Genomic DNA, 24,372 nt, shown 5'->3' on the forward strand with positions numbered 1-24,372 from the left:
TCCTATTTCCGAGAGCCTTCCCACGCTGAGCAAGTGCGATTTTCGGAGGGGCGGTGACTCCCGCTCGATCAGTTCCGCACAGCGTTGGCCATGGCGGCCAACGAGAGGGCCTGCCGAGCGCGGTCGAGGACAACCGCACGAGAGATGTCGATGTGCGACACCAGTGCCTCGTGTGCTTGCGGAATCTTGCCGTCCAGCACCAGTTCGACGACGGAGATATGTTCCTCCACGGTGGCCTTCATACGGTCGGGAGTCAGGTAGTCGAACATCCGCACGGGGCGCAGCTTCGAGTTGACGGCCTGCAAGGCGTCGACCAACGCGTGGTTTCCGGATGAGGCGAGGAGCGCGATGTGGAACTCCTCGTCGAGCGTCACGAAGCCGGCGTCCGGTACCGGCATCTGTTTGAGAAATGTGTACCACTTGTCGAGTTCGGAACCGAGCGCGTCTCGATCATGAGCGGGGGCCTCACCGTCTAGTACCCGCCGAAGCCCGTGCACTTCGAGGAGTATGCGCAGCTCGTAGAGGCCACCCAACTCGTCGAGGTGCGGTCGGTACGGAAAGAGTCCATGTTCGTCGCGCTCGACCAGCCCGTCGGATTCCAACTTCGCGAGCGCTTCGCGCACCGGTGTTCGCGAGACACCGTAGAGATGAGCCAACCGTTCTTCGCCGAGTCGTTCGGATGGCGCGATCTGACCCGACATCAGATCGTTCCGGATCGACCGATAGACCTGCTCGCGCAGCGGCGGGCGCACACTCATGTCAGATTGCCATCGCTCGACGAACCGCCTCGGTGGACGTGGTGCCGCCCTCACCGGTCGAGGTCACGTGTCCCGCCGCGAGAATGCTGTAATGCTGCGCAGATTGGAGCGCGAAACCGATGTGCTGCTCTACGAGGAGGACACCGAGATCGCCGCGCTCGGTGAGTTCCATGACGGTTCTTTCGATTTCGGCGACCACGTTGGGCTGAATGCCCTCGGTTGGTTCGTCCAGAATGAGGATCTTGGGCTCGGTGATCAGGGCGCGAGCGATGGCAAGCTGTTGTCGCTGCCCACCGGAGAGAAGTCCCGCGCGACGGTCGAGGAGCGTGGTGAGTGCGGGAAACAGATCCAATGCCTCTGCGATGAGTGCCTTTCCGCGTTTGCGCCCGTCGGCGACCACCCGAAGATTCTCGGCAGTTGTCAGTTGTCCGAACGACTGCTGACCCTGGGGTACGTAGGCAAGTCCGCGAGCGACGCGGGCGCTCGGCCGTAGACCGGTGATGTCCTCACCGTTCAGAAGTACCTTTCCCCGTGTAGGTTTGATCAGACCGACGGCGGCGCGCAGCAAGGTGGTTTTACCCGCACCGTTGTGACCCATGACTGCCGCAACTCCGTCGCTGGGAACCAGCAGGGATACGCCGTGGATCACTTCGGTGCGTCCGTAGCCGGCGCGGATGTCGACGAGCTCGAGCATGATTCAGTCCTCCGGGGTCGGTTCGGTGTCGGCGCCGAGATCGGTTCCGGCAGCGGCTGTGCCGAGGTAGACCTCTTGCACCTTGGGGTCGGCTTGGACCTCCGCCACAGTTCCTTCGGCAAGCACTTTCCCAGCGGCGAGCACTGTGACGGACGTGGCGAAGGATCGCATGAAGTCCATGTCGTGCTCGACTACGACGACGGTTCGCGCACCGCCGATGCGCCGCAGAAGGTTCCCGGTCTCCTCGCGCTCCTCGAGGCTCATGCCTGCGACGGGCTCGTCGAGCAGGAGCACGGAACAGTTCTGTACCAACAACATTCCGATTTCGAGCCACTGCTTCTGTCCGTGCGCCAGAATGCCTGCGGCGGTGTCCCTGAGGTGCTCCAACCCGGTTGTCTCCAGCGCCTCTTCGATCTCGGGAAGCACACCTTTGCGTTTTCTGAGCAGGTTCCACGGTGATCGGCCGGCTCCGGCCGCGATGTCGAGATTCTGCAGCACCGAGAGCTCTTCGAAGACGCTTGCCGTCTGGAAGGTTCGCCCGACGCCGAGGCGGGCGATCTTGTGAACCTTCTTGCCGAGCAGTTGCTCGCCGGACTTCGTGATGGAACCCGTCGCGGGAACGAGTCCGGTGATGGCGTCGACCAACGTTGTCTTTCCAGCCCCGTTCGGGCCGATGAGAAACCTCAGGTCGCCCTGCATGAGGGTCAAGTCGACGCCGTCGACGGCCTTGAAACCGTCGAAGCTGACCGAAAGATTTCGTACTTCGAGGTACTCGGACGACATTCCGGCGTTGCCACCCAGTGCCGGTGTGGGTTCGCTGGTGGCGGTTGTGTTGGTCATGACGACACCTCCACTGGTTCGGGTTGGGAGACCTTGACCGGCGGGTCGGCCGGGGTCTCACGCTTCTTGCGGTGGCGCATCAGGGCGAACAATCCGGCCACACCTGCCGGGAAGAACCCGACCACGACGATGAACATCAACCCTTGTGCGTAGATCCATCCCGAAGGGAGTTTCTCCGAGAATGTCGACTGCGCCCACGCGACGCCGATCGCACCGAGTACCGGACCGAGAAGCGTTGCGCGGCCGCCGATCGCGACCCCGATGAGGAAAGCGATGGACGGGACGATCCCGACGTCGGCGGGGGAGATGATGCCCACGATCGGAACGAACAGCGCGCCGGCGATACCGGCGAGGAACGCCGCGGTCACGTAGGCGACCAGTTTGATGTTCGCCGGATCGTATCCGAGGAAACGTACTCGCTCCTCTTGATCACGGACGGCGACGAGGAGTTCGCCGTATCGGGAGTTCATCAGCTGGCGAATCAGAGCGACCGATGCGAGAAGAACTCCGGCGGCGATGAAGAACAACATCTGCTTGTTCGCCGGATCGTTGAGATTGAAACCGAAGAACGTGCGAAAGCGGTTGAGGCCGTTGCTGCCACCGATCGACTGCTGGCCGATCAAGAGGATCGCGAAAGCCGCGGCGAGTGCCTGCGAGAGGATCGCGAAGTACGCGCCCTTGACTCTCCGCTTGAACACACCGAGTCCGAGGAGAAAGGCAACAGCGGCCGGCAGGAAAAGGATGGCGAAGATCGCCACGAATGGCGAGGCGAACGGTTGCCAGTATCCCGGCAGTTCGGTCTTGCCGGCGATGGACATGAAGTCCGGGACCGCGTCGCCCTTGAGTTCGGCATCGGCGATCTTGAGGTGCATCGCCATCACGTATGCGCCGATTCCGAAGAAGACGCCCTGGCCGAGCGTGAGCATTCCGCCTCTGCCCCAAGCCAAACCGATACCGACAGCGACTATGGCGAAGCACAGGAATTTTGCCAACAGTGACAGCCTGAAGTCCGAGAGCACAGCCGGAGCGACGGCGAACAGCACGATCGCGGCAAGTGCAAAACCGCCCCACACCCGAATTCGGGAATTGTTCAGGATGCTCATACGAGGCTCCTCGTCTTGACTGCGAACAGGCCCTGCGGCCGAACTTGAAGGAAGACGACGATGATGACGAACACGATCACCTTCGCGATCGACGCTGTCGTCGAGTACTCGATGAACGAGTTCAAGATGCCGAGGGCGAAGGCTGCGATCACGGCTCCCTTCATCTGACCGAGACCGCCGACGACAACAACCAGGAAGGCGTCGATCAGATAGGACTGGCCGATGGTCGGGCTGGTGGAACCGATGAGCGTCAACGCGACACCCGCGACGCCGGCGAGCCCGGAACCGAGGAAGAAGGTCGTGATGTCCGTACGACGAGAGGAGATTCCGCTCGTCTCGGCCAGATCGCGATTTTGGACGACGGCCCGGATGCGTCTACCCATCGACGACTGCTTCAGTGCGACCGAAAGTGCGATCACCGCTGCGATCGCCAACACCAGAATGAAGATGCGGGTTTTCGGCACCACGGCGCCGAAAATATCGACCCCGCCCGAAAGCCAGCTCGGCGCCGAAACATTGACTGCCGGCGCGCCGAAGATGTCGCGCGCCAACTGCTGAAGGATCAATCCGACGCCGAATGTCACCAACAGGGTGTCGAGGGGTCGGTGGTACATCCGCGATACCAGGACCACTTCGAGCACAACACCCATCAGTCCGCCGACGACGAAACCGACGAGCAGAGAAATGATCAACGATCCCGTTGCATTCGAGATCACCTGCTGCACTACGTATGCGGTGTACGAGCCGGCCATGATGAACTCGCCGTGTGCCATGTTGATGACACCCATCTGCCCGAACGTGAGAGACAACCCCAACGCTGCCAACAGGAGAATCGATCCGATACTCAAACCCGTGAACAACTGCCCGATCACAACATCCATGACAGACGCTCCACCTCTCTACTCGTCGATTCCGTCAATTCCGCCTTTTGTCGATCAGCTACCGAGGCCCTCAGCCCAGGGGTAGTTCTTCAGGTACGGATCCGGCTCGATCGGCTGTCCCGAATCCCAGACCGTGTAGATCAGTCCGTCGGAACGGATTTCGCCGATCCGGGCAGTCTTGGTGATGTGGTGGTTGTCGCCGTCGATGGTGACGAGTCCTTCGGGCGCCTGGAAGGTCACACCGTCGGCGTTGTCCTGAATATCCTTGACCGCAAACGAGTTGGCCTTCTCGACGGTGTTCTTCCAGAGGTAGACGGAGGTATATGCCGCTTCCATCGGATCGGACGTGGGCTTGTCCTGCCCGAACTTCGCCTTGTACGCCGCGACGAACTTCTTGTTCTCGGGGGAGTCGATGGTCTGGTAGTAGTTCCACGCCGTCAGCTGGCCTTCGACGTTCTGGACTCCGATACCACCGACCTCTTCCTCCGCAATGGAGACGGAGACGACGGGCATGTCGGCGGGTTTCAGGCCGACATTCGAGTATTCACGGAAGAACGCAACGTTGGAATCGCCGTTGAGTGTGTTGAACACGGCATCGGCGTCGGCTGTGCGGACCTTGTTCACGATGGTGGAGAAGTCGGTCGAACCCAGAGGCGTGTAATCCTCGCCCTTGATCTCGATGCCGTTCGCTGCCGCGTACGCCTTGATGATGCGGTTGGCGGTCTGCGGGAACACGTAGTCGCTGCCGACCAGATACAGCGACTTGACGCCCTTCTCCTTCAGGTAATCCAGCGCCGGGATGATCTGCTGGTTGGTCGTTGCGCCCGTGTAGAAGATGTTCTTCGAATCTTCCAGTCCCTCGTACTGGACCGGGTAGTAGAGCAAAGAGTTGTTGTCCTCGAACACGGGCAGCATGGCCTTGCGGCTCGAGGAGGTCCAGCCACCGAAAACTGCTGCGACGCAATCGCTGCTGATCAGTTTCTCGGCCTTCTCGGCGAACACTGTCGGCTCCGACGCACCGTCCTCTGCCACGATCTGAATCTTCTTACCCAGTACACCGCCGGAATCGTTGATCTCCTGCACCGCCAACGAGATGGAGTCGCGGACCGTCACTTCACTGATGGCCATGGTGCCCGAGAGTGAATTCAGGGAACCGACCTTGATCGTGTCCCCCGAGGTGTCGACGCACGACGTAGCCGTCGAATCTCCCGATGCGGTGTCTGTTGCCTTGCTTCCGCAGCCGGTGAGAACCAAGCCCAGCGCGGCGAGAGCGGCCGGCGCGGCAAGGGTGCGCTTCGAGAAGGTTCGCATGTACGGGCCTTTCGTGTCGATGGCTCTGGCAGACAATGGCTCTGACAGATCTGTATCCGGAGTGCGTATACAACGCTGTATTCGTCGAGTGCACAGAGTAGGTGGAAGTTGTTGCGGTGGAATGACTGTCGGTGACAAGTGTGTGTCCGGTGTTTCGATTGGGTATCCAGGACCTCACACCGCAGGTCAGCGAGGGTGCGGTGTTAGCATCGACGAGAAATTGATCAAGCACTCGCTTGACGATCGGAACGTCGGAAGGATCTTCTCGTGCGCTCGACCCGACGGGACGAAATACTCGCTCATGCGGCCAAGCTGTTCAGTGAGCGGGGAATCGCCGCGACGACGGTGCGCGACATCGCCGACGAAGTCGGGATCCTCTCCGGCAGCCTCTATCACTACTTCGACTCCAAGGATGCGATAGCCAACGAGATCGTCGTCCGGTTCCTCGAAGATCTCAACGTCCGGTACGAGGACTCGATCGAACCGGAAGGTTCGGCTCGAAATCGCCTGGCCACGATGGTGTCGGTCTCCTTTGCCTCGGCGGTGGATCACCCGTATGCCACGGAGGTCTATCAGGGAGAAGCCATACTTTCGTCGCAACCGGCGGACGCGCCCATCACCATCCTGGTTCAGAAGGCACACAGCTACTGGCGATCGGCTATCGCTCGCGGAATTGCCGACGCGGAGTTTCGGGAAGACATCGATCCCGAACAGTTTCACCGTCTCCTGCGTGAATCCGTCTGGTCCACCGTCGCGCAGTATCGCCCACAGCTTTCCGAATTGGCCGAAGATCTGCAGCGCAATCTGATTTCGGTTTTCCTGGACGGCTTTGCCGCACGTTCCGTCGACGGTGAGCCGGTGGCACGCATTGCGCGGCGCACGGCGAAGAAGGAAGCGCAGACCGAATCTCCCGACTCGGACCTTGCCGAACTCCGCTCTGATGTCGACGAATTGAAGTCCGTCATTCGCGAACTCAGCTCGTCGATCCGGCAGCTGCAGAAGCCGTAACACCGCAGTTCCTGCGCGTGTAGTTCGGATTTTGACTATCAGTGTGACCCAGTGCATACTTCTGTCCACACTCGTAAATCAAGCGCTTGTTTGATTTACCAAGCACAGTTTGGACGGGAGTTCGATGTGAGACTCGGAAAGGCGATCGCCGTCTGCGCGGCAGTGGTCCTCGGGGCGAGCGCGTGCGCATCTGCCGGTGTCATTCCCGAAGACACCATCGTCATCGGTTTGGACGAGGACTCCACCGGGCCCGGTGCGTCGTACAGCACGATCGCCGGCAAGACGGTGCGGATGACCGTCGACCTGATCAACCAGGCGGGCGGAATCAACGGTAAGCAAGTCGAATTGGTTGTCGAGAACGACGAGAGCAGTCCCACCAAAACCCCGTCGATCATTCGGAAGTTGGTCGATCACGGGTCCAGTGCGGTCATCCTCGCCACGGGCAGCGGGTCGGTGCTGCAGGCCAAGTCGATTCTCCAGCAGTCGAAGATTCCTGCGATAGCTCCGGTCGTTCTCAGCGACGCCTTTGCCTCGGCGCCCGACAACGACTTCTCGTTCATGATTCCGAACTCGTTGAAGCAGTACGCCCAGGTGTACTGCGGGGCTTTCGAGAAGATGGGGTACAAGTCCCTGGGAATTCTCGGTGACGCGAGTGCGTCCATCGACGGAATCATCAAGACCCTGCGGCCGGCGCTCGAGAAGTGCGCGAGAGTGACGGGCGTCGAAAAGGCGCCGGTCGATGCCGCGGACATCACCGCACAGGTCTCACGTCTCGCGGAAACCGAACCGGACGCGATTCTGGTCGCCAGTATCGGCGGGCACTTCGAAATCCTCGCGCACAACACCTTGTCGAAGGTCACCCCGCAGACGCAACGCTTCTCACTCGCTTCCATCGGAAACCAGCCCGCATCTTGGGCTTTGGCGGACCCGAAGGCGTTGAGCGGCATGGTGTACATGGGCTCGCTCAGTGAGAACAACCCGAGAACCGCCGAACTGCGTCGCAAGGTGCAGGCGGTGAAGGGGCCTGATTATCAACTGACCGCCTACGACGCACAGGCGTACGACGCCGTCATGATGTTGGCCGAGGCAATCGAAATTGCCGGCGACCACCGAGATCGGACGGCCGTTCGTGATGCTCTTCAACAGGTTTCGGCACTTCCCGCCAGCTTCGGCCAGGACGGATTGACACTGTCGTTCTCCTCGCAGGATCACCTGGCTCCGGACAGCCTCTGCGGCCTGGTACTCGTCGAATTCGGTGAGGACAACAAGCCTGCCCGTCCGTGGGATTCCTACCAGCCCCCGTGCGGATAACCGAGGAGCATTGACATGACAGACGCACAACTGTGGCTCGCAGCCATCGAGATCGGTGCCTTCTTCTCGCTGATAGCCCTCGGAATGTATCTCGTGGTGGTCGGCGCCGATTTCTTCAACTTTGCGATGGGCCCGTACGCGATGGCTGCGGCCATGGCGTCGAGTTGGGTCGCGATCAATTACGGGCTCGCTCTCTGGATTGCCATGCCGCTGGGGATCGCGGTAGCGGTGGCGCTGTCGATCCTGACGGAAAAGCTTGTGGTCAAACAGGTTCAGAAGCGTTCGGGTCGTGGGGAACTACCGGCGTTGGTGGCGGTGACCGCAGTACTGTTCGGGATCCAGCAGCTCGCCGGCACGGTCTTCGGCCGAACACCACTTCCCGGACAGAAGATCTTCGACTTCGATCCGATATCGGTGCTCGGTGCCACCGTCGACAGTTCGACCGTTGTACTCGTCGTCGGAACTGCCGTGATCTTCGTCGGTATCGGACTGTGGCTGAACCGGTCCACCTCGGGCCGTCTGCTACGCGCCGTCGGCGACAGTCCGGATGCCGCCCGCGTCCTGGGCTTGCCGGTGGATCGGGTACGCCTCATCGCGTTCACCCTCGCGGGTGTGATCGCCGCCGTCGCCGGACTTCTGTTCGCTCCCAAGGCCGGTGTTCAGTTCACGAGCGGTCTGTCATGGACGCTGACGGCATTCATCGCACTCGTCATCGGTGGTACCGGCCGAAGTTGGGCTCCGCTGATCGGCGGAATGGTGTTGGGCGTCGTCCAGGTATTCGCCCCGTACTACTTCGGTGCGAGTGCTGCGCAAACCGCGATTCTGTTGATTGCCCTGGTGTTCTTCGCTTTCCGTCCGGAAGGCTTGCTCTCGAGGAAGGTTCGCGTCTGATGGCCTCGCTTTCTACCAGTCCGCTGACGTCAAATCCGCCCACTACATCCGGCCGTTCCCGGACGAGGATGCTCGCCCTGTCACGAGAAGCGCTGATCACCGTGGTCGTGGTTGCTGCCGTGCTGCTGTGGATGGGGCCGAGTCTGTACCGGCAGGATCTGGTGTTCCTCGCTGCGACGTATTCGCTGATCGCACTCGGCATGTACGTGCCATTCGTGCTCGCGGGATCACTGTCGATGGCGTACAGCGCGTATGCGGCGATCGGCGCGTATGCCGTTGCGCTGATCTCGGTTCGGACCGGGTTGTCGATGTGGTGGGGATGGATTCTCGGCGCCCTCGCCGCTGCAGCGGTTGCAGTACTCCTCAGCTTGGCAACACAGAAACTCTCCGGCTTCTACCTTGCCGCGGTGACCTTGTTGTTCGGTATCGCTTTCGAGCACTGGTTGATCGACGGGCCGAGTTTCACCGGCGGGTCGGCCGGGATCTCGGGTGTCGAGACTGTGACGATGTTCGGCTGGGAGCCACCGCGCTATTTGTTGGTCGTGTTCGCGATCTTGTTCGTGTGTCTGATCGCGGTCGCTGTGGATCGACTCCGGAAATCGGTGTGGGGGCTGATGTTGCAAGCTGCCCGCGACAATCGTAATGTCGCACGGTCTTCCGGCGTCAATCCTGCGCACCTGACCGTCGTGGCGCTGGCGATCGGTGCTGCGATCGCGTCGACCGGCGGATCGCTGTTCACCGTGTCGGTGCAGGCTGTCACTCCTGAAACCTTCACTCTCAGTATTGTTTTCCTCGCAATCTTCATGCCGATCATCGGCGGTCGCGGTTCGGCGTGGGGTGCTCCGCTCGGTGCATTGATCGTGGTGATCGTGACGCTGAATATGCCCGGGTACCAGGGAAGTGGCGAACTCCTGCTTGCCGGAGCCGTCCTGGTGATCCTCATCGTCGCGCCTGGTGGGGTGATCGGGTGGAGTCAGAACGTTCTGGGTCGAATGAACCGTCTGTACAAGGAGCGTGGCAATCGATGACTCGGCTACTCGAAGTGAGCGGGCTCCACAAGTCCTACGGAGGCGTCCGCGCTGTCGACGATGTCTCGTTCAGCGTCGGACCGGGAGAGGTGATCGGACTGGTCGGCCCGAACGGGGCAGGCAAGACCACACTGGTGGACTGCATCTTCGGCACTCAGCAAGCAGACTCCGGAACCGTCGCGCTCGCGGGTGCTCCCTTGACCGGGCCGTCGGAGCGCCGTGCACGGCAAGGGCTCTCGCGCACGTTTCAACATCCGCAGCTCGCGGCGGAACTCGACGCCGTCGACAACATCATCCCGGGACTGTACGGGCACAAGATCACCTCACCTCTGCACTCGCTGTGGTGGGCGATCAAAGGACCTTTCGAGAACTGGGACCGGACAGCACAGCGGGCCCGGGAGATTGCTGCGCGATACTCGGTCACCGACGTCGAGAGTGCTTGCGGGGATCTCAGTTTGGGGGCGCAGCGTCTGGTCGAGGTGGCGCGGGCGATGGCGACCGAACCCGAAGTCCTCCTGTTGGACGAACCGTTTGCCGGCGCGGATCACGACGGCATCGCTGCCATCTCCGGTGCCGTGCGATCGATTGCCGCGCAGGGCAAAGGAGTAGTCCTGGTTGATCACAACGTCGATCTCATCGCGGCGCTCGCAACCAAGATCGTGCTGCTCAATTTCGGATCAGTGGCGTTCTACGGACCACCGCAGGAGTGCTTGGCCAGCGACGCGATGCGAGAAGTCTATTTCGGTTCCGAATACGAGGAAGGCGCCTGACATGCTCGAACTCGACAGAGTCACAGTTCGATACGGATCCGCTGTCGCCGTCCGGGAAGTCTCCCTTGCCGCTCCCGCCGGTGAAGTGACAGCCATCGTCGGGCCGAACGGTGCGGGCAAGACCAGCTTGGCGGGATCCATCTACGGCTCGGTTCCCGCCACCGGGACAATCAAATTCGATGGTCGAGAGATCCAGAAATTATCGGCACTGGATCGTGTCCGCAGCGGATTTGCCTACGTTCCCCAAGGCAGGCAACTGTTCATGCGAATGTCCGTTCGCGAGAACCTACGCGTCGGCGCAGACCTGCTGGGATTGAAAGCCGAAGCCGTGGAAACAGCTTTCGAGAGGTTCCCGATCCTGCGTGAACGCTCGGAGAGTTATGCCGGGGTCCTCAGCGGTGGTGAGCAGCAGATGTTGGTTCTGGGGCGGGCCCTTCTGGAAACCCCGAAGGTGTTGCTCCTCGACGAGATGATGACAGGACTGGCACCGAAAATCGTCGCGGAGCTGCGAGCATTGGTCGGGGGTCTGGCCGCCGAGGGTGTGACCGTCATCGTGACGGAACCGGCACTTACTGCACTGAAATCGGTTGTCGACCGCGGATATGTCATGCAGCGCGGCGAACTCGTCCGCGAATGCGATTCCGCAGCGACACTGGACAACGCGTACAAACAATCGATGGGCGTACTCAGCGCCGACGGGAGATGATCGACGATCATGCTGGAAACGAAGACACTCGACTTCACCGTCGGTGAATTCGCCACGAATCCGGACCGGTTCGCCGGCGTCAGCATCAGCGAAATGGTCAGGCATTGGTCTGAGACCATCCCGGACGAAACCGCCTTTGTCACTCCGGAATCGAGGGTGTCGTGGAAACAGTACGACGCGGCTGCCGATGCGATCGCGTCGGCGCTGGATCTAGCTGGTGAGGGATACGGACATGTAGCCGTGTTGCTCCCCGACACCGCTGTATTCCATGCGGCTCTCTGCGCAGCATTTCGTACCGGCCGCGTCGCCGTCGGAATCGGTTCGCGCTCGGGCATTCGCGAGATCTCTCATCTGATCGCCCGCTCGGAAGCCTCCGTACTCGTCACCACTCGCACGCTGCGCGGCGTCGATACCGCCGAACTCGTGGCGAGTCTGCGGGCAGAGCATCCCGGACTGGACGTCGTCTTCGCCGACGAACGCGCCGACGTGAGTTTCGAACGCGTGAGCGCAAACGGCGAACTCACCTCGTTGCCGGTCGAGCTAAAGCAGTTCCCCGCAACCAGTCCGTGTTTTGTCACGTCAGCCGTTTCGATGCTGAACTCGACCTCCGGCACAACGGGCCTACCCAAACTGGTCACACAAACCGAGGATCGTTGGGTTGGTTTCTCCGAGATTGCCGCCGAGGCGGCGGCGATCGGTTCGGATGAGGTGTTCCTCGGCGCGGTTCCAGCACCTTTCGGATTCGGCCTCTGGACTTCGCATTTCCTGCCGGCACTACTCGGTGCTCGCAATGTCGTCATGGAACGCTTCGACGTTTCGGTGATGATCGAGTTGATCGAGCGCGAACGGGTGACTGCTTTGAATTGTGTGAGTACACAATTCAAGATGCTGTTGCGTTCGGAGGCCGCGGAATCGGCCGATCTCTCGTCACTTCGTTTCATGTTCACCGGTGGTGAAGCCGTGCCCTATTCGGAGGCGCTGGCATTCGAACAACGTACCGGAGCGGCTGTCCTGCAGTTCTACGGATCGAACGAAACCGGCGCCGTCTCGGTGACGACGGTTTCGGACGGTTCCGATACCCGACTGAAGACGTGCGGCCACGTCATCGATCGCATGCAAGTTCGTGTATTCGACGATGCGGCAAAGGAAATGACCGGCTCCGTCCGCCGCGGTCAGCCTGGGGTGAACGGACCGCTGATGTGTCAGGGCTATTGGGGGGACACCGATGCGAACGACGAGTTGTACACCGACGACGGTTGGATGCTTCTCGGCGACATCGTCGAGATCGACGAGACAGGACGGGTGCGTGTGGTCGGGCGCAAAGCCGACATCATCATTCGTGGCGGCAAGAACATCTCCGCGGTCGAAGTCGAGGAGTACGTGCGCGCGCACCCTTCGGTGGAGTTGGTCGCCGTGGTCGGGGTCGACGATCCGCTGTTCGGTGAGAAGGTCTGTGCGGTCGTCGTGTCCGCCGATGACGATCTGAGTTCGGAGGATCTGACCGCCTGGCTGCAGAGCCGAGGAGTGACCCGCGAGTACATACCCGAGTACGTGATGACGGTCGCCGAATTGCCGATGGCGGCAGGCGGCAAAGTAGCCAAGGGTGAAGTCAAGGCACTCGCGCAGAGGCGGATCGCTGAACTCGGCTGATCGCACTTGGCGGTACCGGCTTCGCGTTACGCTGATCCGGACATTGTGCCGAGAGTGAAGGAAACCCGATGACGAACCCTTCACCGCATCGGTGGCGCAGGCGCTTGCTGTGGGCTCTGGCAATTGTGTTCGTTCTGGTCGGAGCCGTGGTTCTGGCCTTCGTTCTGAGCCCGAGACCTGGCGCACTCACCGTGCGATGGGTCTTCGATCGTGATGCGGTGAAAGTCACCGAGGCGCTCGAGAAGCACGCGCCCGAAGGCGTCGACTCGATCAAGGACCAGCAGTACCGCGCCGATGACGACGACGCATACCTGGATGTCTACTTTCCCGCAGCGACGACGACCGCATTGCCTACGGTGATCTGGACTCATGGCGGTGCCTGGATCTCGGGAAGCAAGTCCAACTACGCGCCGTACTACGAGTTGCTGGCCTCTCGTGGCTACACCGTTGTGTCCCTGGACTACTCACTCGGACCTGAGCACCACTATCCGACGGCAGTGCGGCAGCTCAACGACGCTCACGCGTACGTCGTCGCGAATGCGGAACGGCTGCATGTTGATCCGACGACGGTCGTTCTGGCCGGTGATTCTGCGGGAGCGCAACTCTCGAGTCAGCTCGCCACTCTCATCACTGATCCCGCCTATGCGAACCGTGTGGGCGTGGTCCCGTCGCTGCGGCCGGATCAGTTACGTGGAGTAATACTGAACTGTGGAATCTACGACGTCGGGAACATGGTCGGCGGACCCGGCATCATCGGTTGGGGAGTTGATCGGTCCCTCTGGGCGTATACCGGCGTGCGTGACTTCATGAGTACCGACGCAGCGGATCAGATGTCGACCTTGAACTACGTCACCGATCGATTTCCGCCTGCCTACATCAGCGGCGGCAACGCCGATCCGTTGACGGATTCTCAGTCGAAACCGATGGCTGACAAATTGACCGGGTTGGGAGTTGCGGTCGACACACTGTTCTATCCGGCCGATCACGTTCCGGCGCTCGGTCACGAGTATCAGTTCGATCTGGACAATGCCGACGGTCTCACTGCGCTCGATCGCACGGTTCAGTTTCTTGAGGCTCATACCGGCTAAATGTCGGATTGTGGTGAACCACTGCGAAAATGGTCATTTTGGACAAAGCTCCGCGGGTGCGTTGCCAGGGAATTCTCAACTAGTCCTTTTGGTCTAGCCTGGGTGAATCCGATCCGACCCCAGGAGTTGTTGTGCGCGCGCCTTCCCCCGACAGACGGCGAAGGCGCATTGTCGGAACCGCGGCGGTATTCGTCGTCATTCTGCTGTCCGGGGTAACCGCGGCACTCGTCAGTCCGTGGCCAGGAGTTCTCCTCGTACGGTGGATGTCGGCGGGTGGCTCCGAATCGACTCACGCACAACTCGACAGGCATGCACCGTCAGGAATCGTCTCGATTCTCGATCAGTCGTACCGCGACGGCGACGACGATGCACAACTCGACGCGTACTACCCGTCGGAGTCCACTTCGGCGCTACCCACGGTGGTCTGGGTGCACGGCGGTGGCTGGATATCAGGATCGAGAACTGATGCCGACGGTTACTACAAACTGTTGGCAAATCAAGGCTTCACTGTGATTTCGGTGGACTACTCACTGGGACCAGATGCGTATTACCCCACCGCAGTGAATCAGCTGAACGACGCGTATCGATTTATCGTGAGCAATGCGGACAGGTTGCATGTCGATTCGACCAATCTCTTTCTTGCGGGAGATTCGGCAGGCGCGCAGTTGTCCAGTCAGTTGGCGACCGTCATGACCAGCCCTGACTACGCGTCGGAAATGGGTGTGGAGCCGGCATTACGTCCCGAGCAGATACGCGGAGTTGTCCTCGACTGTGGGGTCTTCGATCTGAAACCCCTGCTGTCGCAGGGGAAGTACTTCGGTTGGGGCGTCGACAAGCAGTCGCTGTGGGGGTATCTCGGAACGAGGGACTTCGACGGGTCGACTGCAGTGGGTCAGATGTCGACACTGGGCCATGTGACCTCGGACTTTCCAGCGACGTTCATCACCGGCGGAAACATCGACCCACTGACCGCCAGCCAGTCGAAACCCTTGGCAGAACGGCTCGCCGATCTGGGCGTCGAAGTAGACGCACTGTTCTACCCCGAAGATCACGAGCCTGCGCTAGACCACGAATATCAGTTCGACCTCGATACCGTGGACGGGATGGTCGCGTTCGATCGCACAGTCGCGTTCCTGCGCAACTACGTGCGTTAGCGCGGTCAGCGAATCACGTAAGGCGAAATCGAACTTCGGTGCTCGCTGATGTCGAGGTCTTTACCCAAGGGCGGGAAGGCACGTTGCGGACAGTTGAGGCGTTCGCAGACGCGGCAGCCCGAGCCGATCGGCGTTCCCGGATTCGACTCGTCCAGATCCAGACCGTCGCTGTAGACGAGTCGGTGGGCGTGTCGAATCTCGCATCCCAATCCGATGGCGAAGATCTTTGCGGGCTGTCCGTATCGAGCCGCTCGACGTTCGACCGTGCGAGCAACCCAGAGGTATCGGCGGCCGTCGGGCATCTGTGCGATCTGGGGCATGATCTTGCCCGGATACGAGAACGTCTCGTAGACGTTCCACAGCGGGCACGTACCGCCGCTGGTGGAGAAGTGGAATCCGGTGGCGGACTGACGCTTCGACATGTTTCCGGCACGGTCGACACGCACGAACATGAACGGAACCCCGCGAAGTTTGGGGCGCTGCAGAGTCGAGAGGCGGTGGCAGATCGTCTCGTAGCTCGCGGAATAGAAGGCGGACATGCGCTCGATGTCGTACCGGAAGTCCTCGGCGACGTCGTGGAACTGGCTGTATGGGAGCACGGTGGCCGCCGCGAAGTAGTTGGCCAATCCAAGTCGCGCCAAAGAGACCGAAGCTTCGCTGGTGAAGTTGCCTTCGGCCACCAACGAGTCGAGCAGATCGCCGTGCTCGAGGTACGCGAGTTCTGTCGCGAACTTGAAGACCTGTTGCCCGCCGGAGAGCCGTGCGGAGATTTCCAGGACCCTGGTATCCGGGTCGTAACGATGAAGTATGTTCTCGCCCAGGTCGACTCGTCGAACGATCTGCACGCCGTGGACGGTTTCGAGGCGTCTGGCGATCTCGCCGGCGACGTCGCCGCGATGAAAGCGCATCCGGGCAGTGAGTTCTTCGGCCGCGGTGTCGAGATCGTGAATGTAGTTCTGCCGCTGATAGAAGTAGTCGCGCACTTCCTCGTGCGGCATGGTGATCGAACCGCTGCCGCTGCCGTCCGAGAAACGGTCTTCCGTGGCTGCGGCGAGCTGCGCCGTCGTGTTGCGGAAGCGGCGATGCATGTTGACCATCGCCTTGGCCAGGCCCGGGTGCGTGGAGACCATCTCCGCGATTTCGTGGGCGTCGGCGTCGATGCCCATCTCCTGATCGAGGGCAACTTCACGCATTTCCGCGATCAGGCGCGTGTCGTCCTGCGGGGAGAAGAAGGTGGTGTCGACGCCGAAGACTTCACTGATTCGCAGGAGGACCGGCACGGTGAGTGGCCGGACGTCGTGCTCGATCTGATTGAGATAGCTTGCCGAGATCTCCAGCGTCTTGGCCAGCGAAGCCTGACTCAACCCGCGCTCGGTCCGCAGTTGGCGGAGCCGGACACCGACAAAGGTTTTCGACATTTTCCCAGGATACGAGTGACAGTCCGGCTTCGCAAAGGTGGGTTCGCAGAATTCGCACCGGTACCCCCTGTGAGTGGTTAAGGAGTCCTCACACTCCTCAACCACTCACGGGGCCGGAGGCCTAGACCCTGTTCTCCGAACGCGGAGCTCCGATTCCGGGATCGATCTGGAACGGCCCGCTCGACGAGGGTGCAAGGGGGAAGTCGAAGATCGCAGTCGGGAGATAGACCGTCGAACACGAGTTGGGGATATCCACGACACCCGACAGGCGACCCTCGATCGGCGCCGCACCGAGTAGCAGGTACGCCTGCTCTGGCGCGTACCCGAACTTGGTCAGATACTCGATCGCATGCAAGCACGCACGCTGGTAGGACAGATGTGAATCCAGGTACTTCTGTTCGCCGTCCAACGTGACGGAAGTGCCCGAGAACGCAAGCCACTCGGAATACTGCGGATCCGTGTTGCCCGGCATGAAGATGGCGTTCTCGGAAACACCGTAGGTATCCATTCCGCCCTTGATGATGTCCACACGAAGATCGATGAAGCCGCCCATCTCGATGGCACCGCAGAAAGTGATCTCACCGTCGCCCTGGGAGAAGTGGAGATCGCCGACCGACAGATTCGCACCGTCCACGAACACCGGATAGAAGATTCGGCTGCCCTTGGTGAGGTTCTTGATGTCCTGGTTTCCGCCGTTCTCACGCGGGGGAGCGGTGCGAGCCGCCTCGCCGGCCACGCGTGTGTACTCGTCACCGGTCAAGGTTCCCAGTACTGCATCGCGGGGCTCGGGCGGAAGCGCAAGCGGGGGAACCCGATTGGGATCGGTGGCAATGAGGGCACCCTCGCGGGCATTCCACTTGGCGAGCAGGGCTGCCGACGGAGCCGTGCCCATGAGTCCCGGGTGGACGATGCCCGTGAACGAGACGTGCGGAATGTGACGCGACGTCGCCGTTTGGCCGGAGAAATCCCAGACGGCTTTGTACGCGTCGGGGAACTGATCGGTGAGGAAGCCACCGCCGTTGTTCCGAGGGAAGATGCCGGTGTACCCCCAGCCTTGGCCGGCCAACGGACCCGAATCTTCTTGGGGGATAGGCCCGATATCCAAGATGTCGACGATCAAGAGGTCGCCGGGCTTCGCGCCTTCGACGGCAAAGGGGCCGGACAGCGTGTGGACCGTGGTCAGTGGCGCATTGAGAATGTCGTCGGCCGAGTCGTCGTTGTGTATTGCGCCGTCGAACCATTCGCGGCAATGGACACGAAACGCATCACCGGGTTTCACCGTCACCGCCGCTGGGATGTCCGGGTGCCACCGATTGTGGCCGACGATTGCCTGGTCGGTGAATTTCTTGGCGGAATCGAGTGGAAACAGCAGTTCAGGCATATGCACTCCTCATTCTCGAAGAAACGGAAAACTCGTGGCGGCAGGACTTTCGTGTCGGATCGGGACTCACGGCGAGGACGCGCGGTGAAGACGCTCAGGGGCGAGGTAGCTTGCGGTGCAACGGATTGGATGTCGTCGGCGGAGATTGCCGGCCGCGGCCGGGTAGCGACCCACTGACCACGGCAGGCTCGTGAGCCGATCGAGCAGTGCTGTCCAGTAGACCCATCGCGGCCGACGACGCGTGACTCAACCGGGGAGACGAGACCACCCGCTTGGACTCGAGACTGCACTGGGGGCAAGTAATCGACTGGGGCACTTCGGCCATCGCGAACGACCGCTCGAGCGGGCCGCAGCCGGTACAGCGAAACTCGTACAGAGGCATGCGGTCACGCTATCGGAGGATCCGTAAGTGCGACACTGGAACGACACGCACCGGGTTGCCGATGCCGCAATTGCGCCCGTCAGCGCAAGTACACAACCGCGTTGTCTCCGCCGGTACAGGTGACGATGCCGGAGGTCACCTTGCATGCCATCGTGTACTCCTTGCCGGTCACCGGACTACGTGCGGACACGGTGCTGGATGCACCGGTTGCACCGGAGTTCCCGTAGGCGATCCGAACCGCCTCGGCAAACTCACATGAAGTTTTGCCCCCACTTGTCGCGGACTCCTTGTAACTTCCGGCCGGCTGCCCGCCGGGGCAGGCGGACGCACCGGCCGGGAAGTTCGCGGCGCGTGTGGTCGTCGGGGATGTCGTGCTGGGAGCGGTTGTCGTGGTGCCGGGTGTGTTCGCGGCGCTGATGGTGGTGTGGGCGGCGCCACCGGCGGCCGAGTTGGGGACGTCCTTCGGCCAGAGGACCCAGGCAAGCCCGCCGAAGAGAGCCAACACAGTGATGACTCCGATTACGGATACCGGAATCACCCAGCCGGGCCGACGCGGCGGCGGATTTCCACGTGGCGGTGCAGGCGGGAATCCCTGGGGCGGGGGATACGACTGCGGCGCGGCTCGGTAGCCCAACTGCGGCGGCTGTGGACCGGATTGCGACCATGCCTGGTTGTTCGGTGGCCGCTGATAGTTGTCCGGCACCGCTTTATCGCCCGGTCGGGGGCGTCGAACGACAAGTCATGGTTCGACAGCATATGGCCGGCGAATGGGTTGTCTGTGGCTTTCTGACGGGTAGATCCCTGGAATCGCCCGAGCGAAGGCTGTTGCCGAGGAGTGATTGCGGTCACTCGCGGGTAGTGAAGTTGGCTCCGAAGTAGCGGACAGGCCTGTTCCGAGTGGCGTGCGAACTGCCGGAATTCGCAAGCGGCAGAGTTGAGTGCATTTCGTTCACAGCCTGCGGTTTCTTTCCTACTCGCCAGTACGGAACCTGTCCGATTGGGTAGTACCAGCCGCGTAGGAATCTTCACAGACTTAGCAAAGTGTGTTGAAAAGGTAGCGAAGATTGGCATTAGCAACAGGTAGACGGCACTTTTTCGATGTGCCATTCTCGGTAAGTACACAAGAAGGGCCTGGCAAGTATGTGAAGTAGTACGCACGTACTGCTCATAACAGGCCGGACCAGCAGATCAAAGAGATGGAGTCTTGATGTCGACCACCGGCACCCCGAAGACCGCAGCTGAGCTCCAGCAGGATTGGGACACCAACCCTCGCTGGAAGGGCGTTACTCGTAACTACACGGCCGATCAGGTCGTCAAGCTCCAGGGCACCGTCGTCGAGGAGCAGACCCTCGCTCGTCGCGGATCCGAGATCCTGTGGGATCTCGTGAACAACGAGGACTACATCAACTCCCTCGGTGCACTTACCGGCAACATGGCTGTGCAGCAGGTTCGCGCCGGCCTGAAGGCCATCTACCTCTCCGGTTGGCAGGTTGCCGGCGATGCGAACCTCTCGGGCCACACGTACCCGGACCAGAGCCTCTACCCGGCCAACTCGGTTCCGACCGTCGTCCGTCGCATCAACAACGCACTGCTGCGCGCCGACGAGATCGCCAAGACCGAGGGTGACACCTCCGTCAGCAACTGGCTCGCTCCGATCGTTGCCGACGCCGAAGCCGGCTTCGGTGGCGCTCTCAACGCTTACGAGCTGCAGAAGGCCATGATCGGCGCCGGCGCTGCCGGTGTCCACTGGGAGGATCAGCTCGCTTCGGAGAAGAAGTGCGGCCACCTCGGCGGCAAGGTGCTCATCCCCACGCAGCAGCACATCCGCACCCTGACCTCGGCTCGCCTGGCTTCCGACGTCGCGGACGTTCCGTCCGTCATCATCGCCCGCACCGACGCTGAGGCCGCAACCCTCATCACCTCCGACGTAGACGAGCGTGACCGCCCGTTCCTCGACGGAACCCGCACGGCTGAAGGCTTCTACGGCGTCAAGAACGGCATCGAGCCCTGCATCGCTCGCGCCAAGGCTTACGCACCGTACGCAGACCTCATCTGGATGGAGACCGGCGTGCCGGATCTCGAGGTTGCAAAGAAGTTCGCCGAGTCCGTTCGCAGCGAATTCCCGGACCAGCTCCTGGCCTACAACTGCTCCCCTTCCTTCAACTGGAAGGCGCACCTGGACGACGCGACCATCGCGAAGTTCCAGAAGGAGCTCGGCGCAATGGGCTTCAAGTTCCAGTTCATCACGCTGGCCGGCTTCCACTCGCTCAACTACGGCATGTTCGACCTTGCCTACGGCTACGCCCGCGAAGGCATGACGGCATTCGTCGACCTGCAGGAGCGCGAGTTCAAGGCTGCCGAAGAGCGTGGCTTCACCGCCATCAAGCACCAGCGTGAGGTTGGCGCCGGCTACTTCGACACCATCGCCACCACCGTTGACCCCAACACCTCGACGGCAGCTCTCAAGGGCTCCACCGAAGAGGGACAGTTCCACTAAGAACTGACTTCGGGTGGGGGAGAGGCTCGGCTTCGGGTCTCTCCCCTGCTTGTATCACCGCACTACTTTCTCTCGTCTTCAAGGCAGTTCCGATTGCGTCGGCCACCAGCGTCGACGCAGTTCGAAGTGCTTGTTTTGCAACACCTTCACCAGACAAACTCCACGAGACAAACAAGGAGCTGACGTGACCAGCGAAAAAATTCAGCGCGTCGGCGTTATCGGCGCCGGAATCATGGGTGCCGGAATCGCCGAGGTGTGCGCCCGCGCACATGTCGATGTTCTGGTCTTCGAGCAGACTCGCGAGCTTGCAGCAGCCGGGCGTTCACGCATCCTGCGTTCGCTCGACCGCGGCGTGAGCAGCGGAAAGATCACAGAACGTGAGCGTGAGCAGGCCGCATGGCGCCTGCGTTTCACCTCCGATCTGGGAGATTTCGCGGACCGCCAGCTCGTCGTGGAGGCCGTCGTCGAAGACGAGAAGATCAAGAGCGAAATCTTCGCCGAGCTCGACGCGGTCGTGACGGACCCGGATGCGGTTCTCGCGTCCAACACGTCGTCGATCCCGATCATGAAGCTCGGCATCTCGACCAAGCGTCCCGAGCGAGTCATCGGCATGCACTTCTTCAACCCGGTTCCGGTTCTGCCGCTCGTCGAATTGGTGACGACGCTCAAGACCAGTGCCTCCGTCTCGCAGCGCGCCGAGGCTTTTGCCAGCGACATCCTCGGCAAGCAGGTCGTCCGCAGTGCCGACCGCTCCGGCTTCGTCGTCAACGCACTCCTGGTGCCGTACCTGCTCTCGGCGATCCGCATGGTCGAGTCGGGCTTCGCGACCAAGGAAGACATCGACAAGGCAACGGTTCTCGGCCTCGCGCACCCCATGGGTCCGCTGGCTCTGACGGACCTGGTCGGACTCGACACCGTCAAGTCCATCGCCGACTCCATGTACGAAGAGTTCAAGGAGCCGCTGTACTCCGCTCCGCCGCTGCTCCTGCGTATGGTCGAAGCCGGATTGACCGGCAAGAAGTCCGGCGCGGGCTTCTACGAATACGCCGACAACGGTCGCTCCACCAAGCAGGCAAGCTAAGGCCCAAAGCCCCTGTGCGCCTTTCTGGTAGTTCCGGCTACCACAAAGGCGCACAGGGCGCTCGCGCCCCCTCGGTTAGAAAGGTCGACCGCATGTCCAGCAGCACTGCAGCATTCGGCTCCAGCGTCCTGGGGTATCCGCGCATCGGGCCGCGCCGTGAGCTCAAGCGCGCCCTCGAGTCCTACTGGCACGGCACTTCGGACAAGGACGCACTTCTCGCGGTCGCCAAGGAACTCCAGGAATCGACCTGGAGCGAATTGGCTGCGACGGGATTGAGCCAGGTTCCCGGCAACACCTTCTCCTTCTACGATCACGTGCTCGACAATGCGCTGCTCTTCGGCGCAGTGCCGGAGCGGTTCAAGCCGCTCGAGGGCGCCCTCGAGCCGCTCGATTTCTACTTCACGATGGCCCGCGGCCGCCCGGACTTCCCGCCTCTCGAGCTGGTGCGCTTCTTCGGTACGAACTACTACTACCGTCAGCCCGAGATCGACGCGAACACAGTGTTCTCGCTCAACTCGGATGCACTTCTCGACGAGTTCGAACGTGCGAAGGCGCGCGGCATCGAATTGCGCCCCGTCATCATGGGGCCCGTCTCGCTGCTTCTGCTTTCGAAGGTCGGACCTGCCACCGAGAAGTCCGATCCGAACTTCACCCCGCTCGACCTGTTGGACGCGCTCCTGCCCGAGTACGAGAAGCTCTTCGAGCAGCTCGCCAAGGCCGGTGCGACATGTGTTCAGTTGGACGAGCCTTCGGTCACCGAGGATCGCACCCCCGAGGAGCTAGCCGCTCTGGGACGTGCGTACGAGAAGCTTTCGACGGCCCCGCTGCGCCCGCGCCTGTTGGTGACGGGTCCGTACGGCAAGTTCGGCGAAGCCCTCAACATCTTGGCGCCCACCAAGATCGAAGCCTTCGGTCTGGACTTGGTGCACGGCAAGATCACGGCCGAGGAACTGGCCGCGGTGCCGAACATCAAGCGCAAGCGCATCTACGCGGGCGTCGTCGACGGTCGCAACGTCTGGCGCGTCGACCGGTTCAACACCTTGACGTACCTGAACGAACTCAAAGACGTTGTGCCTGACCTCGTCGTCTCCACGTCGTCGTCGCTGCTGCACGTGCCGTACGACGTGCTCTCCGAGTACGACATTCCGGGAGACGTCGCAGACCGTCTGGCTTTTGCGAAGCAGAAGGTCGGCGAAGTCGTCTCACTGGCGAAGGCGCTCACCGAAGGTCCTTCGGACAAGTGGCGTAAGCGTCCGACGAAGGTGCACTTCAAGCTCAAGCACGCTGTCCGTGCTCGGGTGAACGCGATCAAGCCCGAAGATCGTGTGCGTGCACCGTACGAGGAGCGTCGTAAAGCTCAGCAGGAACGGTTGAATCTGCCGTTGGTGCCGGCCCAGACACTGGGTTCGTTCCCGCAGACCGACGCGATTCGCCAGGCTCGTTACGAACTCGGCCAGGGGCGTTTGGAATGGGACGACTACTACAAGCGCATCCAGGAAGAGATCGAGCGCACAATCCGTCTGCAAGAGGACATCGGTCTCGATGTTTTCGTGCACGGCGAGCACGAGCGCAACGACATGGTCCAGTACTTCGCCGAACTGCTCGAGGGCTATGCCTTCACGCACAACGGTTGGGTTCAGGCCTACGGATCTCGGTGCACGCGTCCGCCGATTCTCTACGGCGACATCGCACGTCCGAAGCCGATGACGGTCGAGTGGATTGCGTACGCGCAGTCGCTGACCGACAAGCCGGTCAAGGGCATGCTGACGGGTCCGGTCACCATGATCGCCCGTTCGTTCGTTCGCCAGGATCAGCCGCTCTACGAAACGGCAGAGCAACTGGCACTTGTCATTCGAGACGAAATCGCGGATCTCGAAGCTGCCGGAATCGCCATCATCCAGGTGGACGAACCGGCAATTCGTGAACTGCTGCCACTGCGTGAGGACGGCCGGGAGGCCTACCTGGAGTGGGCCGTCGACGCGTTCCGTCTGGCAACAGGTGGAGCGAAGCCGGAAACACAGATCCACACACATCTGACGTACTCCGCTCGGTCGTCGGTGGTCGACGCCATCGAACGGTTGGACGCCGATGTGACGGCTATCGTCGCGACCCGCTCCATCACGTGGGTTCTCGAAGCACTCAAGGAAGGCGCGCTCACGCACGGCGTCGGCCCCGGTGTCTACGAATCTCGCTCAGCTCGGATTCCCGACATCGACGAACTCGACGAATTGCTCACCGAGGCAAGCGAATCGATCTCTCTCGATCGCTTGTGGGCAAATCCGGACGGCGGCCTCAAGACCCGCCATCCGTGGCAACTCGAGCCTTCGCTGCGCAATATGGTTGCGGCCGCGAGGCGCCTGCGTCGTCGGGCCGAGCAAGCCGAGCGCGACGCCGGGTAAGTCACGTAAAGAACAAGTCAT

22 protein-coding genes are annotated in these 24,372 nt (G+C 61.5%); 12 read left to right on the plus strand and 10 right to left on the minus strand.

Features of this window, described 5'->3' with window-relative positions; genetic code table 11:
* Positions 1–68 precede the first annotated feature (68 nt).
* The 6 genes from M0639_RS07700 to urtA are packed head-to-tail and all read right to left on the minus strand — an operon-like array spanning position 69 to position 5,587.
* On the minus strand, positions 69–758 hold the full coding sequence (locus M0639_RS07700) for a GntR family transcriptional regulator (RefSeq protein WP_063314792.1): 690 nt from the start codon (positions 756–758) through the stop codon (positions 69–71).
* A gap of 1 nt (position 759) precedes the next feature.
* On the minus strand, positions 760–1,452 hold the full coding sequence (urtE, locus tag M0639_RS07705; RefSeq protein WP_003941544.1) for an urea ABC transporter ATP-binding subunit UrtE: 693 nt from the start codon (positions 1,450–1,452) through the stop codon (positions 760–762).
* Between the two features lie 3 nt (positions 1,453–1,455).
* Positions 1,456–2,292, minus strand: a complete 837-nt coding sequence (gene urtD, locus M0639_RS07710; protein WP_003941545.1) for an urea ABC transporter ATP-binding protein UrtD — start codon at positions 2,290–2,292, stop codon at positions 1,456–1,458.
* Positions 2,289–3,395 carry an urea ABC transporter permease subunit UrtC gene (gene urtC / locus M0639_RS07715; RefSeq protein ID WP_007735392.1) on the minus strand — a complete coding sequence of 369 codons (1,107 nt, stop codon included), beginning with the start codon at positions 3,393–3,395 and terminating at the stop codon, positions 2,289–2,291. The genes urtD and urtC overlap by 4 nt, the downstream gene beginning before the upstream one ends.
* Positions 3,392–4,276 carry an urea ABC transporter permease subunit UrtB gene (gene urtB / locus M0639_RS07720; RefSeq protein ID WP_003941514.1) on the minus strand — a complete coding sequence of 295 codons (885 nt, stop codon included), beginning with the start codon at positions 4,274–4,276 and terminating at the stop codon, positions 3,392–3,394. The genes urtC and urtB overlap by 4 nt, the downstream gene beginning before the upstream one ends.
* A gap of 54 nt (positions 4,277–4,330) precedes the next feature.
* On the minus strand, positions 4,331–5,587 hold the full coding sequence (urtA, locus tag M0639_RS07725; RefSeq protein ID WP_007735391.1) for an urea ABC transporter substrate-binding protein: 1,257 nt from the start codon (positions 5,585–5,587) through the stop codon (positions 4,331–4,333).
* Positions 5,588–5,854: 267 nt separating this feature from the next.
* Between urtA and M0639_RS07730 the strand changes: the two genes are divergently transcribed.
* The 9 genes from M0639_RS07730 (at position 5,855) to M0639_RS07770 (ending at position 15,193) form a co-directional block, all read left to right on the plus strand.
* Positions 5,855–6,595 (plus strand): TetR/AcrR family transcriptional regulator, encoded by a 741-nt coding sequence (locus M0639_RS07730; protein WP_003941474.1) that lies wholly within the window; start codon positions 5,855–5,857, stop codon positions 6,593–6,595.
* Between the two features lie 126 nt (positions 6,596–6,721).
* Positions 6,722–7,906: an ABC transporter substrate-binding protein gene (locus M0639_RS07735; RefSeq protein ID WP_064074216.1), complete on the plus strand. Its 1,185-nt coding sequence runs from the start codon at positions 6,722–6,724 to the stop codon at positions 7,904–7,906.
* A gap of 15 nt (positions 7,907–7,921) precedes the next feature.
* The gene (locus tag M0639_RS07740; protein ID WP_020906730.1) at positions 7,922–8,797 is read left to right on the plus strand and encodes a branched-chain amino acid ABC transporter permease; all 876 of its coding nucleotides are present in this window, start codon (positions 7,922–7,924) and stop codon (positions 8,795–8,797) included.
* Positions 8,797–9,825 carry a branched-chain amino acid ABC transporter permease gene (locus M0639_RS07745; RefSeq protein ID WP_064074215.1) on the plus strand — a complete coding sequence of 343 codons (1,029 nt, stop codon included), beginning with the start codon at positions 8,797–8,799 and terminating at the stop codon, positions 9,823–9,825. The genes M0639_RS07740 and M0639_RS07745 overlap by 1 nt, the downstream gene beginning before the upstream one ends.
* A complete protein-coding gene (locus M0639_RS07750; protein WP_007735383.1) occupies positions 9,822–10,595 on the plus strand; it encodes an ABC transporter ATP-binding protein in 774 nt (257 codons plus the stop codon). The genes M0639_RS07745 and M0639_RS07750 overlap by 4 nt, the downstream gene beginning before the upstream one ends.
* Before the next feature lies 1 nt (position 10,596).
* Positions 10,597–11,301 carry an ABC transporter ATP-binding protein gene (locus M0639_RS07755; protein WP_007735382.1) on the plus strand — a complete coding sequence of 235 codons (705 nt, stop codon included), beginning with the start codon at positions 10,597–10,599 and terminating at the stop codon, positions 11,299–11,301.
* Between the two features lie 9 nt (positions 11,302–11,310).
* Positions 11,311–12,951 (plus strand): class I adenylate-forming enzyme family protein, encoded by a 1,641-nt coding sequence (locus tag M0639_RS07760; RefSeq protein WP_003941478.1) that lies wholly within the window; start codon positions 11,311–11,313, stop codon positions 12,949–12,951.
* A gap of 68 nt (positions 12,952–13,019) precedes the next feature.
* Positions 13,020–14,039, plus strand: a complete 1,020-nt coding sequence (locus tag M0639_RS07765; protein ID WP_064074214.1) for an alpha/beta hydrolase — start codon at positions 13,020–13,022, stop codon at positions 14,037–14,039.
* Between the two features lie 131 nt (positions 14,040–14,170).
* Positions 14,171–15,193, plus strand: a complete 1,023-nt coding sequence (locus tag M0639_RS07770; protein ID WP_064074213.1) for an alpha/beta hydrolase — start codon at positions 14,171–14,173, stop codon at positions 15,191–15,193.
* Between the two features lie 5 nt (positions 15,194–15,198).
* On the opposite strand, the gene ramB is transcribed toward M0639_RS07770, so the two are convergent.
* The 4 genes from ramB to M0639_RS07790 form a co-directional block, all read right to left on the minus strand.
* Positions 15,199–16,611, minus strand: coding sequence for an acetate metabolism transcriptional regulator RamB (gene ramB, locus M0639_RS07775; protein ID WP_019744436.1), 1,413 nt, complete (start codon positions 16,609–16,611; stop codon positions 15,199–15,201).
* Between the two features lie 121 nt (positions 16,612–16,732).
* On the minus strand, positions 16,733–17,992 hold the full coding sequence (fmdA, locus tag M0639_RS07780) for a formamidase (RefSeq protein WP_064074212.1): 1,260 nt from the start codon (positions 17,990–17,992) through the stop codon (positions 16,733–16,735).
* A gap of 94 nt (positions 17,993–18,086) precedes the next feature.
* On the minus strand, positions 18,087–18,374 hold the full coding sequence (locus M0639_RS07785) for an FmdB family zinc ribbon protein (RefSeq protein WP_082893160.1): 288 nt from the start codon (positions 18,372–18,374) through the stop codon (positions 18,087–18,089).
* Positions 18,375–18,453: 79 nt separating this feature from the next.
* Complete coding sequence (locus M0639_RS07790; RefSeq protein WP_223304378.1) at positions 18,454–19,077, minus strand: serine/threonine protein kinase; 624 nt, start codon at positions 19,075–19,077, stop codon at positions 18,454–18,456.
* Between the two features lie 504 nt (positions 19,078–19,581).
* Between M0639_RS07790 and aceA the strand changes: the two genes are divergently transcribed.
* From aceA to metE, 3 genes are all read left to right on the plus strand, one after another.
* Complete coding sequence (aceA, locus tag M0639_RS07795; protein WP_003941533.1) at positions 19,582–20,871, plus strand: isocitrate lyase; 1,290 nt, start codon at positions 19,582–19,584, stop codon at positions 20,869–20,871.
* 184 nt (positions 20,872–21,055) lie between these two features.
* Positions 21,056–21,952: a 3-hydroxybutyryl-CoA dehydrogenase gene (locus M0639_RS07800; RefSeq protein ID WP_003941541.1), complete on the plus strand. Its 897-nt coding sequence runs from the start codon at positions 21,056–21,058 to the stop codon at positions 21,950–21,952.
* A 92-nt stretch (positions 21,953–22,044) separates the two neighbouring features.
* Complete coding sequence (metE, locus tag M0639_RS07805) at positions 22,045–24,351, plus strand: 5-methyltetrahydropteroyltriglutamate--homocysteine S-methyltransferase (protein ID WP_003941510.1); 2,307 nt, start codon at positions 22,045–22,047, stop codon at positions 24,349–24,351.
* The last annotated feature ends 21 nt before the right edge of the window (positions 24,352–24,372 follow it).

The organism is Rhodococcus qingshengii JCM 15477 (assembly GCF_023221595.1).
Classification (GTDB): domain Bacteria; phylum Actinomycetota; class Actinomycetes; order Mycobacteriales; family Mycobacteriaceae; genus Rhodococcus_F; species Rhodococcus_F qingshengii.